Below are 16,052 nucleotides of genomic sequence, written 5' to 3'. Positions count from 1 at the left end.
CGATCATGAGAATCGTCGGAGACAGCGATCTCGCCGAGGTATTGGCGATCTACCGGGATGAGCATTGCGCGCACGGGGCCGAAGAGGGCGTGCGGTTCCGCGAAGGGGAGGACAATCTTCGCCGGGGTGATGAATTGTCGGGCACCTGGACCCGGGTGCTGTTGTCGCGGGCTGATCTGGCCGCGGTGACCCTGCCCTGGCATCTCAGCGAGGGCGGCGACCGGGAACTGGTGCCGCGCACCGGGCTGACGGTCGAACAGGCGGCCGCGCGACTGCGCACCGAACGGGCCGATCTGGCCGCCGCCAACCCGGTGTGCACGGGGCTGATCACCGCCCTGACCGAAGCGCCGTTCACCACCGTGTTTCTCAGCGCCGCTCCGGCCGGGCACAGCGACTATGCCGATCTGCGGGCCGAGGAAGGACTGTTCCACCTCGACGGGCTGCACCGCATGATCGCGTGGGAACTCGCGGGCAGGCTTCCCGAGGGGGATCTGATCGACGGTGTCGTGGCCGGTGAGCTGCGCGGCGAAGGTGTGCGGCGATGAACGCGGACACGCTGATCGACCTGTTGCGGCGTAACGCGCGCGAACACCCACAGCGACCCGCACTGGCCGATGCCGACCGCGTGTTCACCTATCGCGAGGTCGAGCGAATAGCCGAGGTGACCGCGGACCGACTGCGCGCGGCGGGGGTCGGGCGGGGCGATCGTGTCGCTGTTCTCGGCGAACGAGACGCCCGGCAATGCGCGCTGATGTTCGGGGTGTGGTGCCGCGGCGCGGTCGCGGTTCCGGTCGAATCCTCGTGGAGTGCAGGTCAATTGCGTCGCCGACTCGACGCTGTCGGGGCACGCTGTGCGGTGTCGGCGACGGTCACCGACTACGGATCGGTCGTCATCGATCCGGTCGAGGCGATCGAGAGCGACGCACGGGGCGGTGCGTGCCACGTCGATGCCGGTGACCTCGCCTATCTCTCGTTCACGTCCGGGTCCTCGGGCGAGCCGAAGGCGGTTGCGGTCACACACGGCAACGCGACTCACTATGCGCGGGCACTGTGCGAACGGCTGGGTTTCGATGCCGGCAACGCGCCGTGCGTCGGACATGTCACGACATTGGCGGCCGATCTCGGCCACACGGCGTGGTTGCTCGCACTGGCCAGCGCTGGTTCGGTGCACGTCGTCGCCGATCGCGACACCCGCGACCCAGCGGCCTTCTGGCCCGCGGTGCGCCGGGCGGGTATCTCGGTACTGAAGACGACGCCGTCTCACCTGGGCGCACTCGAACAGGACGCGGACCGTGAGCCTTTGGACGCGGTGCTGCTCGGCGGCGAACCGCTCTCCCGCACCTTCGCCGCGAGCTTGCTCACCCGCGGTATCGCGCACCGGGTGGTCAATCACTACGGTCCCACCGAGACGACCGTCGGCGCGACGTGCTTCGTTGCGACCACGGCGGCCGAACTGCCAGAGGAGGAGGTCGTTCCCATCGGAACGGCCATCGGCGCGACAACGACGCTGCGCTTGCTCGACGACCGGGGCGAGCCGGTCCCCGACGGATCGGAGGGTGAGCTGTACATCGGCGGAAGGGGGGTCACCGCAGGCTATTTCGGGTCACCGGGCGACACCGCGAGAAAGTTCGTACCGCGCGACGACGACCGGGTCTACCGCACCGGCGACATCTGTCGGCGGCGCGCGGACGGAGCACTCGTGTTCGTGCGCCGCGTCGACCGTCAGGTGAAAGTTCGGGGGTTCCGGGTCGATCCCGCCGAGGTCGAACGAGCCGCCGAGTGCGTGCCCGGCGTCGAGCGGGCAGCCGTGGTCGTCCAGTCGACGGCCGTGGGCCCTCGGCTCCGTGCGGCTGTTCGGCTGACGCCGCGCACCGACGATGCCGCGACACTGGCGGCACTGCGTGCCTACTTGCACGAAGTGCTGCCGGGTTACGCGGTGCCACAGCCGATCTTCGTGCTGCCGGAACTGCCGCTGGGGTCCACGGGCAAGCTGGATCGCCCCCGCGTCGGCGTGATGGTGACCGCACTGCTCGACTCCCGTGCGGGCGGTGCCGCCGGCTCGACTCGTCGAGGCGACGATCCGGCGGGCGGCCTCGCACACAGCATCGCCGCATTGTGGGCAGGTGCGCTGGGAGTGCAGTCGGTCGATCCCGAGGCCGACATCATCGACCTCGGTGGCGATTCGATTCTGGCCATGCGCACGATCGCCTACCTCTACCGGCGTGGTCAGCGCGTGACTTTCGACGACTTCTACCAGCATGCGACTCCGCGGCGGCTGGCGGCGGTCGCACGACCGATCGACGCCGGCGCGTCGAAGGCCGGCGGGGGACAGCAGCCCGGTCGCCGGCTCGGGCCTGCCCAGCGGTGGATGTTCGCACAGCCGGTCGGTGATCACCGGCAGTGGAATCAGTCGGTGGTGCTGCGCTGCGGTCACGCTGTAGACGCCGGTGTCCTGTCGCGTGCAGTGACCGATCTTGCCGAGCGACATGCTGTGCTGCGTACCGAGATCGGGCCCACCGGACCGGGCGCCTGTCGCGACGTCGACGAGGTGGCGACGGTCTCGTTCTCCCGGCTGCCGCGATCGGCCGCGGGGATCGCGGAGTTCGTCGAGGGTACCTGCACCGACTTGCACCTCGGCCTGGATCCGGCGGCGGGGCGGCTCCTGCGCGTGCACCTGTTCGACGGCGGTGACGACCACGACGATCGCCTCGCCATCGTGGTCCACCACCTGGCCGTCGACGGGTTCTCCTGGCACATCCTGCTCGACGATCTCGCCTACGCGTATCGAACGGCATTGCACGGCAAGCAGTTCGACCTGCCAGGTACCGGTGACTACTACCGTTGGGCGGCCGATCGTGGCGGCTCCGTGGCCGCGGTGGTGCGGCGCCCGGCTCGCACGATCGGGCCGGCGCCACGACCGGCGAGCCTGGTGTGGACGTTGGACCGGACCGCGACGGCCGCGCTCGTTCGCGAGTACGGCGGTGCGCAAGGGCTCGAAGCCCTGCTGCTGTCGGCATTCGCCGCGGCGGTGCAGCGCGGTGAGGAGCAGTCGCTCGCGGTCGAGGTGGAGACCCACGGCCGTGACGCCGGTGACGGCGGCGGTGAGTACCTCGATACGGTCGGCTGGTTCACCGCCGCCAAATGGATACTGCTGGAACGACGTTCGCCGTCGGAGCCCACCCACTCCGCCGCGGAGATCGAGCGCCTCCTCGCGGGCACGCCCGAGCAGCCGATGGACACCGTGGGTGCGCGCCCCGACATCGGGTTCAATTTTCTCGGCACGTTCGAATTGCCGGACAAGCAGACCCTGGATTGGTCGGTCGCGCCGGAACAGGCGGGTACCGCGCGCAATCCCCACTGCGACCTGCTCTACCGGCTCAAGCTCACAGCTCGCATCGTCGAGGGCCGCCTCGTCACCGACCTGGTACACCCGGGGTCCCCGGACTCCGACGACCGGGCGCGCCAGATCATGACCCGTTTCGCCGGTGCCGTCGCCGAGTACGCGGGCACGGTCGCGGCCCCCGCCACGACATCGGCACTGTCGACGTCGGGGCAGGTTCTGCTCGCGGGCGCGCGCGCACCGCGGGCCGGGGTGCGGGTGGTCGAGGAGGCGCCCCGAGTGCTGGTCACCGGCGCGACCGGCTACCTGGGCGGGCATCTGCTCTCGGCGCTGCTCGCACGCAACGCGCAGGTGACGTGTCTGGTGCGCGGGGAGCGCGACATCGAGGCCCGGCAGCGGCTGCGCCACGTGCGGGGTATCCGGGTGCTCGCCGGTGACATCACCCGGACCGACCTCGGGATGTCGGTCGACGCGACCCGCGCGGCGGGCCGGGCACAGGTGATCATCCACGCCGCGGCAGACACCCGACTGGTCGCCGCACCCGCCGAACTCGAACGAACCAACCACGCCGCGGTGTCCGGACTCCTTGCCTGGATCGACGCGCACGCACCCGACGCCCGGTTCCACCACCTGTCGACCCTCGGCGTCGCCGGCGGTGTCGAAGGCACCGCGCGACGATTCAGCGAAGCCGACCTGCGGATCGGCCAGTACTTCCGAACGCCCTACGAACGGGCCAAATTCGGGGCCGAACTGACCGTGCGACGGTGGGCTGCCCAGGGTCGGCAGTGCTATATCCATCGCAGCGGGCACATCGCGGCCGACAGCCGGACCGGGGCGTTCCAACGCAATATCGGGGACAACCGCGTCTACCAGATGATCCGCGGCTACCTGCTCGCCGGTGCCGCGCCACGTCGGCCCGCGGTGAGTTTCGGGTTCTCCTATGTCGACACCGTCGCCGCGGCGATCGCCACACTGGCAGGCCGACCCGCCTGCGCGCCCGGGGTCTATCACGTCGAAACCCCGCATCTGGTGGCCCACGACGAGCTCGTGGCCTGGAGCGCCGCGGCCGGCTACCCGGTCGTGCTCACCGACGACACCGCGTTCACGGCCGCACTCGCCCGGGTCGAGCGGTCGCATTCGGCCGCGGTGCGGCAGGCCATGGCGTGGTCGCACCACGACGCGGACCGCAATGTGCGGATCGATAGTTCCTGGACCGTCGCCGCGCTCAACCGACTCGGCATCCATTTCGCCGCGCCCACCCCGCGATGGTGGTCGACCGCGCTGGCGTGGGGGGCCGAGGCCGGGTACTTCCCGGCCGTCGCGACCGCCGACCGCACCGCCTGACCCACATCCCATCGATAGGAGGTCGAATGTCCGAGCTTTCCCCGGTTCTCGCCCAGGCCACTTCCGTCACCGCATGCCGCGGTGCGGGCATGTATCTGTTCGACGCGGCAGGCGAGCAGTATCTCGATTTCACCGCCGGTGTCGGGGTGACCAGCACCGGCCACTGCCATCCCCGCGTCGTGGAGGCCGCGCAACAGCAGGTCGCTCGCTTGATCCACGGCCAGTACACGACGGTCCTGCACGAGCCGCTGCTCGAACTGACCGCGCAGCTCGGCTCGGTGCTGCCGCCCGGTCTGGATTCGCTGTTCTACAGCAACTCCGGCAGTGAGGCGATCGAGGCCGCGGTACGCCTGGCCCGGCACGCCACGGGCAGACCCAACGTCGTCGTGTTCGACGGGTCCTTCCACGGCCGCACGATGGGGGCGGCCGCCCTGACCACCGCCTCGACCCGATATCGGGCCGGTATCGGGCCGCTGATGCCCGGTGTGGCGGTGGCACCGTTCCCGGCGGCGTTCCGGCTCGGCCTGAGCGAGGAGGCCGCCGTCGACCACGCGCTGCACGGTCTCGATCATGTTCTGGCCACCGTGACCGCGCCCGCCGAGACCGCCGCGTTGCTCGTCGAACCCGTGCTCGGCGAGGGGGGTTATGTGCCCGCACCGCCGGGATTCCTCGCCGGACTGCGTGAACGGGCCGATCGCCACGGCATGCTGCTGATCCTCGACGAGGTGCAGACCGGGTTCGGCCGCACCGGGAAATTCTGGGCGCATCAGCACGAACCGGATGCGCGCGCCGACATCCTGGTCACCGCCAAGGGTTTGGCGAGCGGGTTCCCGCTCTCGGCCATCGCCGCGTCCACCGAGCTGATGCGCCGGGCCTGGCCGTCCTCGCAGGGCGGAACCTATGGCGGCAATGCCGTGGCCTGCGCGGCCGCCCTGGCGACCTTGGCGGTGATCCGGGACGAGCAGCTGGTCGAGAACGCCGCGGTCCAGGGTGAACGACTGCTCGCCGCGATTCGCGCCGACGCGCTGGCCGTTCCCGGTATCGCGGACGTCCGTGGGCTCGGCCTGATGATCGGCATCGAGTTCTGCACGCCCGAGGGCACACCGGATCCCGACACCGCCAAACGCGCGCAGCAGGCCGCCGCGGCGCTGGGGCTGTTGCTGCTGACCTGTGGACCCTACGGAAATGTCGTCCGGATGATCCCGGCGCTGGTGGTGACGGCCGACCAGATCGACACCGCGGTCGCGCTGTGGTCGAAGGCCGTCGGCCTCGCGACCGGTGACGGCGCAGAAAGGAACGGGACCAACCATGTCGAAATCCGTTGAGATCAGCTGGGACGCAGCCGAGATCGCTCGCGACCCCGCGGTGTGGTCGCTGCGACTGCCCGGCGACGACCGCGACACCCTCGCCGCGACCGATGACGACGCGGGCAAGGTGCGGACCGCCGTGCACGCCTTCGTCGACGGCGCTGTCGAACGGGTGGGGTTCGCCCACGTCGCCGACTTCGTCGATCCCGCCGCCTCGGAAGACGACATCACCCGCACGCTGCTGTTCGTGCTCGACGGGATCGGCGTGGTCGTTCCGCAGAACGGCGCGGGGGACCTGCGCCAGGTCCTGCGAGATCGCGAGGGAGACGGCGCCACCGCACTCGGATTCCATTGCGACACCTGCGATCTGCTGGTCCTGGTGTGTCTGCAACCGGCGGCGGACGGGCAGGGATTCACTCGGCTCGCCAACGCCCGCCGGGTCAACGACATCCTGGAAGCCGAAGACCGCGAGACCCTTTCGCTGCTGCGTGGTGACTGGACCTACGACCGCACCGGCCGTGCCGGACCGCAGATCGTGGTGTCGCCCATCCTGTTCACCCAGCCCGACGGCACCATCGGCTGCTACTACCAGACCCGAACCGTGCGTGCCTCGCTGAATGCGGACGACCCCGCCGACGCACCCCGGCTCGCCGCGCTCGACGTACTCGACGAGGTGCTGCACCGCCCCGGCGTCGGCTTCGATCTGATGCTGGCCGCGGGCGATCTGCTGATCATCCGCAACAGCCGGGCACTGCACGGTCGATCGCCCTACGTCGACCAACCGGGACCGAAAGCGCGCCGCGTGCTGCGGCTGTGGGTGGACAAGGAGAACCGATGAGCACCGAAGATCGCATCGCCCTGGTCACCGGTGGGGGTAGTGGGCTGGGCCGCGCGGCGGCCCTCGCGCTGCTCGAGCAGGGCTGGGCGGTGGCGCTGACCGGCCGTCGCGAAACGCTGCTGAAGGAGACCGCCGACCTCGCGAACGTCCCCGCGAGCCGAGTCCTGGTGGCACCCGCCGACATCACCGATCCCACCGCGGTCGCCGACCTGTTCACCGGAGTACAGCGGTATTTCGGCCGCCTGGATCTGCTGTTCAACAACGCCGGGGCGGCGGTACCGCGCTGTCCCATCGAGGACATCCGAGTCGAGGACTGGAATCGCGCACTCGACACTCTCGTCACCGGGGCGTTCCTGTGCGCGCAGCAGGCCTTCCGCGTGATGCGTGCCCAGTCGCCCGGTGGTGGCCGGATCATCAATATGGGCGCGCCGTCCGCGCACGCGCCCAGACCCAATGCCATCGCCTACACGACGGCCAAACACGCGCTGCTCGGCCTGACCCGGGCGCTGTCACTGGATGGGCGCGCGCACGGAATCGCCTGCGGGCAAATAGATGTCGGCAATGTGACGCCGCCCGACGGCAGTGGGCAACCGGCGGCGCGGCAGGCCGACGGCACACTGGCGGTCGAACAGACCATCCCGGCCGAGCGGTTCACCGAGGCGCTGGTGCTGATGGCCTCGATGCCGCTGGACACGAATATCCAATTTCTCGGCGTCTTCCCGACGACGATGCCGTTCGTGGGCAGGGGCTGAGACCATGCGCAGTGCGGGCATTCCGCTGGAACGCCGGATCGAGATCCTGTGCGAGGGCGACGCGCAGGCCAGGGCCGCGCTGCGCGACCCAGAACTCTCGGCGAAGCTTCGACAACCCGCACTGCCGTTGGCTCATCTCGCCGAGACGGTGATGACCGGCTACGGTGATCGGCCCGCCGTCGGGCAGCGGGTCACCGAACTCGTTGTCGACAGTGAGACAGGCTGTCGAACAACACGATTGCGGTCGGAGTTCCACACCATCACCTATCGTGAGCTGTGGGATCGCGTCGGTGCGGTCGCGGCGTCCTGGTGGGGCTTCGGGTTGCGACCCGGTGACTTCGTGGCGATCCTCGGGGTCACCGGTGGCGACTACGCGACGCTCGATCTCGCGTGCGTGCATCTGGGTGCCGTGGCAGTTCCGCTGCAGGCCAACGCATCCGGTGGCGAACTGGCAACGATCCTGACCGAGACCGCGCCGCGCGTCCTCGCGGTAGGAGTGGAGTTCCTCGACCGGGCAGTGGGAAGCATTCCGGCACAGTGGTTTCCACGGGCTCTGATCATCTTCGATGTGAACCTCGGAGACGACGAGCACGCCCGCATTCTCGCCGACGCTCGACGCCGACTGCCCTTTGTCGCCGTGCGCACGCTCGACGAGATCGTCAGCGACGGCCGTGCCGAGCCGCCGGCTCCGTTGTTCGCCGATGACGCCGACTCGATGAGCCTGCTCATCTACACCTCGGGCAGCACCGGAACGCCCAAAGGCGCGATCTACACCCAGCGGCTGGTCACGAGGATGTGGCTCAATGCCAGTCCGGTGCCCGCCCTCACCCTGGCGTATATGCCGATGAGCCATGTGGCGGCGCGGCTTTCGCTCTACGGCACGTTCGGTCGTGGCGGCACCACCTATTTCACGGGGCGTCCCGATCGTTCGACTCTGCTCGACGACCTCGCGCTGGTGCGGCCCACGGAGATCGCTTTCGCGCCGAGGGTCTGTGAGCTGCTGCTGCACCGGTTCCGGGACGACGTGGACCGGCGCCGAGCAGCGGGCGCGGACCCGGACCTCGCGCGCGAGGCCGCCCTCGACACCCTGCGCCGCGAGGTGCTCGGCGGACGCGCGGTGTACGCCATCTTCGGTAGCGCCCCGATGGCCGCCGACGCGAAACTGTTCGCCGAGGCACTGCTCGGCTTCGCACTGCACGACGGGTACGGCGCCACCGAAGCACTCGACATCCTGCTCGACCATCGCATCCAGCGTCCGCCGGTGACCGACTACAAGCTGCTCGACGTGCCCGAGCTGGGCTACTTCACCACCGACCGGCCACATCCGCGCGGTGAACTGCTGGTGCGCGCATCCACCGCGATCCCGGGTTACTACCGCCGGCCCGAGCTGTCCGCGGCGATCTTCGACGCGGAGGGCTACTACCGCACCGGCGATGTCATGACCGAGATCGCACCCGACCACCTCGTCTATCTCGACCGGCGCAACAACGTGCTCAAGCTGTCCAACGGCGAGTTCGTGACGGTAGCCCGGCTGGAGGCCGTCTATGGGACCAGCCCGCTGATCCGGCAAATCTTCGTCTACGGCTCCAGCGAGCGCGCCTACCTGCTCGCGGTGATCGTGCCGACCGACGAAGCACTGGCCGCAGGGTCACTGGACTCGGCGCTCACGGCGGCCCTGCGCGAGGTTGCGTCGGAGACGGGGCTGGCCGCCCACGAGATCCCGCGCGACTTCCTGGTCGAAACAGCACCTTTCACCGCCGACAACGGTCTGCTGTCCGGCCTGGGTAAGCTGCTTCGCCCGAAGGTGCGGGAGCGCTACGAGGCGAGGTTGGAGGGGATCTATCGTGATCACGCCGACGACCGGGCGGCCGAACTGCGTGAACTGCGGGCGCGCGCGGCCGAGCTTCCGTTGCTCGATGTCGTCGTGCGGGCTGCCAGGGCGGTCGTCGGCGGTGCCGAGAAGGATCTGCCCGTCGGCGCGAGTTTTACCGATCTGGGCGGTGATTCGCTGGCTGTCGTGACGTATTCGAGCCTGCTGAGCGAACTGCTCGACGTGGAGTTGCCCGCCGGGCTGCTCACCGGTCCGGGCACGGACTTCGCCGCGATCGCGGAATACGTTCGGCGACAACGACAGCCGGAGTTCGCGCGCCCGAGCTTCGCTGCCGTCCACGGGGACGACACTGTCCAGGTGCGTGCCGAGGACTTGACGCTGGAGGCGTTCCTCGACCCCGCGACGGTCGCGAGGGCGCACGCGCTACCTTCGGTCGCCGAGGTCGCCGGCACCGTCCTGCTGACCGGTGCGACCGGCTATATCGGGCGCTTCCTGTGTCTGGAATGGCTGCGCCGGTTGGCCGATATCGGTGGCACGCTGATCTGTCTGGTGCGTGGTGCGGACCCGGCGGCGGCGCGATGCAGGCTCGACGACGTCTTCGACAGCGACGTCGATCTGCGTGCGGAGTTCCGGGCGCTGGCGGCCCGGCATCTCGAGATCGTTGTCGGCGATATCGCGCAACCCGCTCTCGGCGTGGGCCGTGCGGCTTGGGAGCGGCTGGCTGCGCGGGTCGACCATGTCGTGCACGCAGCAGCGCACGTCAATCATGTTCTCCCGTACCGGCATCTGTTCGACGCGAATGTGGTGGGGACCGCCGAGATCATCCGGCTGGCGTCGACCACCCGCGTGAAGTCGGTCGACTTCCTGTCCACGATCGCGGTCGCCGACTCCTCGGCGCTCGACGAGGACGCTGACATCCGGGTCGCCGCACCCGGTCGCCGCATCGACGACAGCTACGCCAACGGCTACGAGGCAGGAAAGTGGGCGGGGGAGATACTGCTGCGCACAGCCCATGACCGCTGCGGACTCCCGGTGACGGTGTTCCGCTCGAACATGGCCTTGGCACACCGCCGCTACACCGGTCAGCTCAATGTCGCGGATGCCTTCACCCGGCTGCTGGTGAGCCTGGGTGCCACCGGGGTCGCGCCGCGGTCGTTCGTCCGCGGCGGGCCTGTCCACGATCACTACGACGGGCTTCCGGTCGACTTCACCGCGGCGGCGATCACGGCGCTCGGGGGTGATCCCCGACCGGATCACCGGGTCTTCCATGTCGCCAATCCCCACGACGACGGCGTTTCGCTGGACCGGCTGGTGGACTGGCTGATCGAGGCAGGTCTGCCCGTGCGGCGGATCGACAGCTACCCGGAGTGGCTCGGCCGGTTCGAAGCGGCACTGACCCGTTTGCCCGAACCGCTCCGCCGTCGCTCGGTGCTCCCGCTGCTGCCGGCCTATCGGCAACCTGCCGAGCCACGAACAGCACTGCCCACCAAGCAGTTTCAGGAAGCACTGCGCGCCGTCGGCCTGGCCGTCCCGCATCTCGATCGCGCTCTCATCGGCAAGTATCTCGCCGACTTCCGGGCGCTGAACCTGCTGGGGGACAGCGTCTGAGCTACGTAGCGATGTCGCCGAACGGTGGGACGTGGTGTCCCCACCGCGTACATCCCCAGCCGAGGAACTGCGCTGCCGGACCGTAGCGCGGCGTCAGCTCGATCGTCTGGGTGAAGTCGAGGCGTGTGCTCGCGGCGAACGCCGTGGGCACACCGCCGATCGCGCCGGCCGCCAGCCGCATCGCCATACCGTGACTGACCAGCACCACATCAGTGCCCGCACCCGGCGTCAGGTACCGAGTGCGCAGATCCTCGAGCACCGGCAGGAACCGGTCGAGCACATCGTTGCCCGCTTCGCCGCCGGGAACCGCCAGGTCGAGTTCCCCACTGTGCCACCGTTGATAGGTCTGGTGGAATGCCTGGTGCGCGACGTCGGTGTCGACTCCCTCGAAGTTGCCGGCCTGCACCTCGTGCACACCGTCCAGCACAATCACCGGACCTCCGATGACCGACTCGATCTGCTCGGCGGTCTGGCGGGCCCGCAGCGCAGCCGAGCAGAACAGTCGCGGCGAACCGGCGACGGCAGCTCCGAATCGTGCGGCCTGTGCGGTGCCGCGTTCGGTGAGAGATGGTCCGGGAACACGAGTTTCGAGCCGCTTGCCGACATTGCCGTGCGACTCGCCATGGCGCACCATGACCAGCTTTCCCGTCGAATTCTGTCCGCCGTGGTCCATGCCTCCATGTTCCGGCACACGGGGTGCCGACCGGAGCTGTTGGGTCAACCAGGCTGCTCGCCGACGACCAGAGGTAGCGTGGGGTCGGCGGTCCATGCGGTCAGGGATCCGTCGTAGACAGCGACATCGTCGCGCCCGACCAGTGCCAACGCGTGGGCGACCCCCGTTGCCGCGACGCCTCCGCCGCAGTAGGTCACGGGTGTGATCGCTGGATCGAGCAGACCCGCGGCAGCGAACAAGGCCCGCAGTTCCTCGAGGGGGCGTAGTGCGCCGGTCTCCGGGTCGCGGATCTGGTCGATCGGCAGGTTGATGCTTCCAGGGATGTGGCCGGGTCGGGCGAAAACGTCTGTCTCGCCACGATAGGTCGCGGCGTCCAGGACGCCCACGAGCAGGAACTTGTCATCGGCTGTCGCCGCCTCGACCTCGTTGGTGGATCGGATGAGGCCAGGGCGGCGGCGGGCGGTGAAGGTGGCCGGTGTGGGTGTCACCGGGGAGTCCGAAACCTCGGCGCCCGCCGCCCGCCATGCGGGAAGGCCGCCGTCGAGGACCGCGACGTCGTCGAAACCCTCCAAACGCAAGTGCCACCAGAAGCGAGTGGCCCAGATTCCGTCGTGCTGGTCGTAGACGACGACGCGTACCCCGTCGCCGATGCCGATCGCGCCTGCGGCCGCGGCGAAGCGCTCCGATTCCGGTGCGGTGCACGGTTGATCGGACGCCGGATCGGCGAAGTCGGTGAGTAGGTCGGCGAACACCGCGCCCGGGACATGGGCTGCCGCGTACGCGGTGCGCCCCGACTCCAGGGTGAATGTCGCGTCGTCGAGCACAGTGAAGTCGGTGCTCGCGTCCACGACCAGCAGGTCGGGCTCGCCCCGATGGTCACGGAGCCAGGAGACGGACACCGTGTGATGGACGGTCTGCCCCATGGGGACCTCCGATTGCACTGGTGGGCACTGGATTCCGAATCTAGCGAGCACCGCCGGGCTCGCACCAGACCACCGATCTGCGTGAGTGAAACCCGTGTCCTCTCGGGCCATCAAGTTGAACTCATGGATACAGTTGCCTGGTCTTTCGAGATGACATGGATGAACTATCCCGTTACCGTTGAACATCGGGACTGTTCGACGAGACGAGGAGGCTACTCGCCCGGCTCCAGTCGCGCCGGGCCGTGGGCGTGCCCCGGTTCGAGGTCTGCGCCAAGGCCTCTCGGTGGCATCCATCCCATTGCGCGTACGATTACCATCACATTCGGTGTCATGGCAATGCTCGATCTTGTTCGGGTAATAGCGTGTGTGAGTCGATAATTCACGATGTGATCTGCAAGAGATAAGATCATCGTATTCATATGTTGAACATCACTCCGAATTGCGCTGTGTCGCTGGTACTTTGACAACCGGGGGGATTTTCGCGGCCTTCGACGGCATGGTCGTGGAAGCTCGGCTCGCTGCACCAGGGAGACTTCATGACCGATCATCCTGTGTCCCGTTCGGAAGGCCTGTCGGCCCCGAGCGTAATGAATGTTATGTCGGAACGTCAGAAGGTGTTGTCGATCAAAACACCCCGAAACTCGGGGTGCGTCGAGCCGGTGCGATGTGGTCACGCGGAATCGACGTGGTGTGAACGCCGAGACTCCCGGCTCACCGACAAGGTCGACTATCTGTCCGGCGTCGGTCGCGCCGAGGCCCGCCTCCGTTTCGGCGATGCCGAGACCCTGTGCGGCGGCGTGCAGAACATGCTTTTCGTGCACTGCGGAGTTCTGGACCGGGAGACCATCGTCCGGCGGTCGGAAGTCGTGCTCGATGCCGAATCCGACGAGCCCGATCCGGGATGTCTGTGGCTGGCTCTGCTGGCCCTGGTCTACGCGGACCGATGTGCCGAGGCCGCGGCGTACTGCACCCGGCTGCTGTCCGACGGACGCGGCGAGATCTCGTTCCGCCTCTTCGAAGCGCTGACGCTCATTCGCGCCAGGATCGACGCGCAGTCCGGTCGCCCCGCCGCGGCGATCGCGGCGATGGAACCGCTGCTGCGCCGCGGTGTGTCACCCGCGCTGCGCGGCATGGCGCTGGCTTGGCTCGTCGAGGCACTGGTCCAGGTCGGCGAGCTGAGCAGTGCCCGGTGTCTGTTCGAGGACCGGATGAGCGCGGTGGACGCGATGCCCGACCACGCGCACGTGCTCGCCGCCCGAGGTGCGCTGCATCGCGCCGAAGGCGACCTCGAGCGCAGCCTGGCGGACTACCTGGCCTGCGGAAAGGTGTTGACCGCACTGAATGTGGCCAATCCGGCGATCGTTCCGTGGCGTTCCCGCGCCGCGCTGGTGGCGGCCGCGCTCGGCCGCTGCGATCTCGCGGCGGCACTGGCCGACGACGAGCTGGCCGCAGCCCGGCGCTGGGGTTCACCGGGGGCGGTGGGACGGGCCCTGCACGCGGTCGGCATGGCGCGGCGCGACAGTCGGTCGGTGGGCGCGCTCGAACGTGCCGTAGAGCTGCTCGAACTCGCTGAAGCACGCTACGAGCTGATGGGCGCACTGTGTGATCTGGGGCAGTTGCACGCGGTCGAGGGTGACGTGGAGCGATCGCGGTGGGCTGTCACGGCGGCCACCGAGCTCGCGGCCGCCGCCGGTAGCGGCCCCGTACTGCAGCGCGCGGGCTCGGTCCTCGGCGCCTTGGACACGCAGCATCGCGAGACCGGCTTGACCAGACAGGAGCGTAAGATCGCCGGCCTCGCGGTGCGGGGGCTCAGCAACAAGGAAATCGCCGAGCAGTTGTTCCTGACGGTGCGCACCGTCGAGTTCCACCTGTCCAATGTGTACCGGAAACTCGGTATCGCGGGTCGGCGTCAACTGGCCGGGGTAATGAATGCGCGGGAGTGCGCGTGAGGTAGTTTCCGGTAGTCGAATTACTCGGACGGCAGTCGTGTTCCACACGACTGCCGTCTTTTGTGCGTGTGCCCTCGGTTCCGAAGGCGTTGCCCTGGTGATGATCCTGTGGTTTCCCCGGGGAGAACCTACGGGTCGACCGTAGAGTCGTTCCGCAGCTCTTGAATCGTCGCCGAATTCTGTGCGAGATTTTCGGTGATCGGTGAGCAGCGTTGTCGCCGAATAATTCTCGAACTTCTTCGATACCGCTTCGGTATTCACGATATTCGGCGAGAGGAATCGACCATGTCTACCAACCCGTCCCGTGAGGAACTCGTCGAGCGTGCCACGAAGCTGGCGCCGCTATTGCGTTCGCGGGCTCGCTGGATCGACGAGAACCGCCGCCTGCCCGACGATGTCATCGACGCGATCGAGGAATCCTCGCTGCTGAACATGCAGGTTCCCGCGCAGTACGGCGGCTACGAATCCAACACCCGGGATTTCGTGGACGTGCTCGCCGAGGTCGCCCGTGGCAACACCTCGGTGGCGTTCTGCCTGTCGATCTACGCCTCGCTCACCTGGATGTCGGCACTGTGGCCCGACGCCGCACTCGACGAGGTCTTCGCGACACCGAACGTGCGGATCTCGGGCACCACCGCGCCCACCGGTACCGCGACGAAGGTCGACGGCGGGTGGGTACTGAACGGCACGTGGCGCTTCAACAGCGGTGTGCTGCACGCACACTGGAAGGTCACCGTGGCACTGCCGACCGAGCCCGGCGCCGAGCCGGTGCCGATCTTCGCCCTGGTGCCCACGGCTGATCTGCGCATCGTCGACGACTGGTACACCTCCGGGCTGGAAGGCTCCGGCAGCGTCTCGACAATCGCCGAGAACGTGTTCGTGCCCGAGCACCGGGTGATCACCGGCGAGGACTTCTACCAGAATCGGTCCAAGTCGGCGGTGAACGTGCTCAAGCCGCAGTACGCGGCGCCGGTGCTGGTGCCGGTCACCGCGATCCAGACCGGTCAGCTGGTCGGCGCGGCGCGGGCGGCGCTGGCGGCGTTCGTCGAACGGCTGCCCGGTCGGCCTATCACCTACACCGATTACGCCAGCCAGCTCGACGCCCCGGTCACCCATTTGCAGGTGGGCGAGGCGGCCTTGCTGATCGAGGACGCCGAGGCGCGGGCACGGACCTACGCCGACGTGATCGATGCGAAGGCTGCGGCGAACGAGGCGTGGACCGAACAGGAACGGGTCTGGTCGCGGGTGCAGATCGGCTGGGTGGCCCACCAGGCCAAGCAGGCGGTGGAGATCCTGGCCCAAGCCAGTGGCGGTTCCTCGATCCAGCGGGACGTGCCGATCGCGCGGTTGCAGCGTGATATCCACGCGACCTCGCTGCACGCGATGATCACGCCCAGCGTGAACATCGAGCTGTACGGCCGTTCGCTGGTCGGCCTGCCGCCCAACACCGTCTACCTGTGACCGTGACGAAGCGACAGGGAGCAGCG

10 protein-coding genes are annotated in these 16,052 nt (G+C 68.5%); 8 read left to right on the top strand and 2 right to left on the bottom strand.

Translation table 11 applies throughout. The features are described from left to right. The first annotated feature begins 5 nt into the window (after positions 1–5). The 6 genes from ACWDXS_RS06395 to car are packed head-to-tail and all read left to right on the top strand — an operon-like array spanning position 6 to position 11,020. A complete protein-coding gene (locus tag ACWDXS_RS06395; RefSeq protein WP_379314364.1) occupies positions 6–545 on the top strand; it encodes a DUF6309 family protein in 540 nt (179 codons plus the stop codon). Then, entirely contained in the window at positions 542–4,684 is a 4,143-nt protein-coding gene (locus ACWDXS_RS06390) for an AMP-binding protein (RefSeq protein WP_449962732.1), read from the top strand. Before ACWDXS_RS06395 ends, ACWDXS_RS06390 begins: the two co-directional genes overlap by 4 nt. Positions 4,685–4,710: 26 nt before the next feature. Next, a complete protein-coding gene (locus ACWDXS_RS06385) occupies positions 4,711–6,009 on the top strand; it encodes an aspartate aminotransferase family protein (protein WP_449962729.1) in 1,299 nt (432 codons plus the stop codon). Then, on the top strand, positions 5,993–6,829 hold the full coding sequence (locus ACWDXS_RS06380) for a TauD/TfdA family dioxygenase (RefSeq protein ID WP_449962726.1): 837 nt from the start codon (positions 5,993–5,995) through the stop codon (positions 6,827–6,829). Before ACWDXS_RS06385 ends, ACWDXS_RS06380 begins: the two co-directional genes overlap by 17 nt. Then, positions 6,826–7,581 carry an SDR family oxidoreductase gene (locus tag ACWDXS_RS06375; protein ID WP_449962723.1) on the top strand — a complete coding sequence of 252 codons (756 nt, stop codon included), beginning with the start codon at positions 6,826–6,828 and terminating at the stop codon, positions 7,579–7,581. The genes ACWDXS_RS06380 and ACWDXS_RS06375 overlap by 4 nt, the downstream gene beginning before the upstream one ends. 4 nt (positions 7,582–7,585) lie before the next feature. Next, positions 7,586–11,020 (top strand): carboxylic acid reductase, encoded by a 3,435-nt coding sequence (gene car, locus ACWDXS_RS06370; protein ID WP_449962720.1) that lies wholly within the window; start codon positions 7,586–7,588, stop codon positions 11,018–11,020. Between the two features lies 1 nt (position 11,021). On the opposite strand, the gene ACWDXS_RS06365 is transcribed toward car, so the two are convergent. Further along, positions 11,022–11,693: a histidine phosphatase family protein gene (locus ACWDXS_RS06365; protein ID WP_449962717.1), complete on the bottom strand. Its 672-nt coding sequence runs from the start codon at positions 11,691–11,693 to the stop codon at positions 11,022–11,024. A 44-nt stretch (positions 11,694–11,737) separates the two neighbouring features. Further along, complete coding sequence (locus ACWDXS_RS06360) at positions 11,738–12,616, bottom strand: sulfurtransferase (RefSeq protein WP_449962714.1); 879 nt, start codon at positions 12,614–12,616, stop codon at positions 11,738–11,740. Positions 12,617–13,212: 596 nt separating this feature from the next. Between ACWDXS_RS06360 and ACWDXS_RS06355 the strand changes: the two genes are divergently transcribed. Then, positions 13,213–14,565, top strand: coding sequence for a helix-turn-helix transcriptional regulator (locus tag ACWDXS_RS06355; RefSeq protein WP_449962711.1), 1,353 nt, complete (start codon positions 13,213–13,215; stop codon positions 14,563–14,565). A gap of 285 nt (positions 14,566–14,850) precedes the next feature. Next, on the top strand, positions 14,851–16,026 hold the full coding sequence (locus ACWDXS_RS06350) for an acyl-CoA dehydrogenase family protein (protein ID WP_378994815.1): 1,176 nt from the start codon (positions 14,851–14,853) through the stop codon (positions 16,024–16,026). The last annotated feature ends 26 nt before the right edge of the window (positions 16,027–16,052 follow it).

Source organism: Nocardia sp. NPDC003183, assembly GCF_053590715.1.
The sequence above is the reverse complement of the archived record's forward strand: the minus strand, read 5'-3'. Positions and strand labels throughout refer to the sequence as shown.

Excerpts from the sequence above, each read along its gene's own strand:
- ACWDXS_RS06355 (WP_449962711.1), top strand. The coding sequence starts at position 13,213 with ATGTCGGAACGTCAGAAGGTGTTGTCGATCAAAACACCCCGAAACTCG.
- ACWDXS_RS06350 (WP_378994815.1), top strand. The coding sequence starts at position 14,851 with ATGTCTACCAACCCGTCCCGTGAGGAACTCGTCGAGCGTGCCACGAAG.
- ACWDXS_RS06385 (WP_449962729.1), top strand. The coding sequence starts at position 4,711 with ATGTCCGAGCTTTCCCCGGTTCTCGCCCAGGCCACTTCCGTCACCGCA.
- ACWDXS_RS06390 (WP_449962732.1), top strand. The coding sequence starts at position 542 with ATGAACGCGGACACGCTGATCGACCTGTTGCGGCGTAACGCGCGCGAA.
- ACWDXS_RS06380 (WP_449962726.1), top strand. The coding sequence starts at position 5,993 with ATGTCGAAATCCGTTGAGATCAGCTGGGACGCAGCCGAGATCGCTCGC.
- car (WP_449962720.1), top strand. The coding sequence starts at position 7,586 with ATGCGCAGTGCGGGCATTCCGCTGGAACGCCGGATCGAGATCCTGTGC.
- ACWDXS_RS06365 (WP_449962717.1), bottom strand. The coding sequence starts at position 11,693 with ATGGACCACGGCGGACAGAATTCGACGGGAAAGCTGGTCATGGTGCGC.
- ACWDXS_RS06360 (WP_449962714.1), bottom strand. The coding sequence starts at position 12,616 with ATGGGGCAGACCGTCCATCACACGGTGTCCGTCTCCTGGCTCCGTGAC.
- ACWDXS_RS06395 (WP_379314364.1), top strand. The coding sequence starts at position 6 with ATGAGAATCGTCGGAGACAGCGATCTCGCCGAGGTATTGGCGATCTAC.
- ACWDXS_RS06375 (WP_449962723.1), top strand. The coding sequence starts at position 6,826 with ATGAGCACCGAAGATCGCATCGCCCTGGTCACCGGTGGGGGTAGTGGG.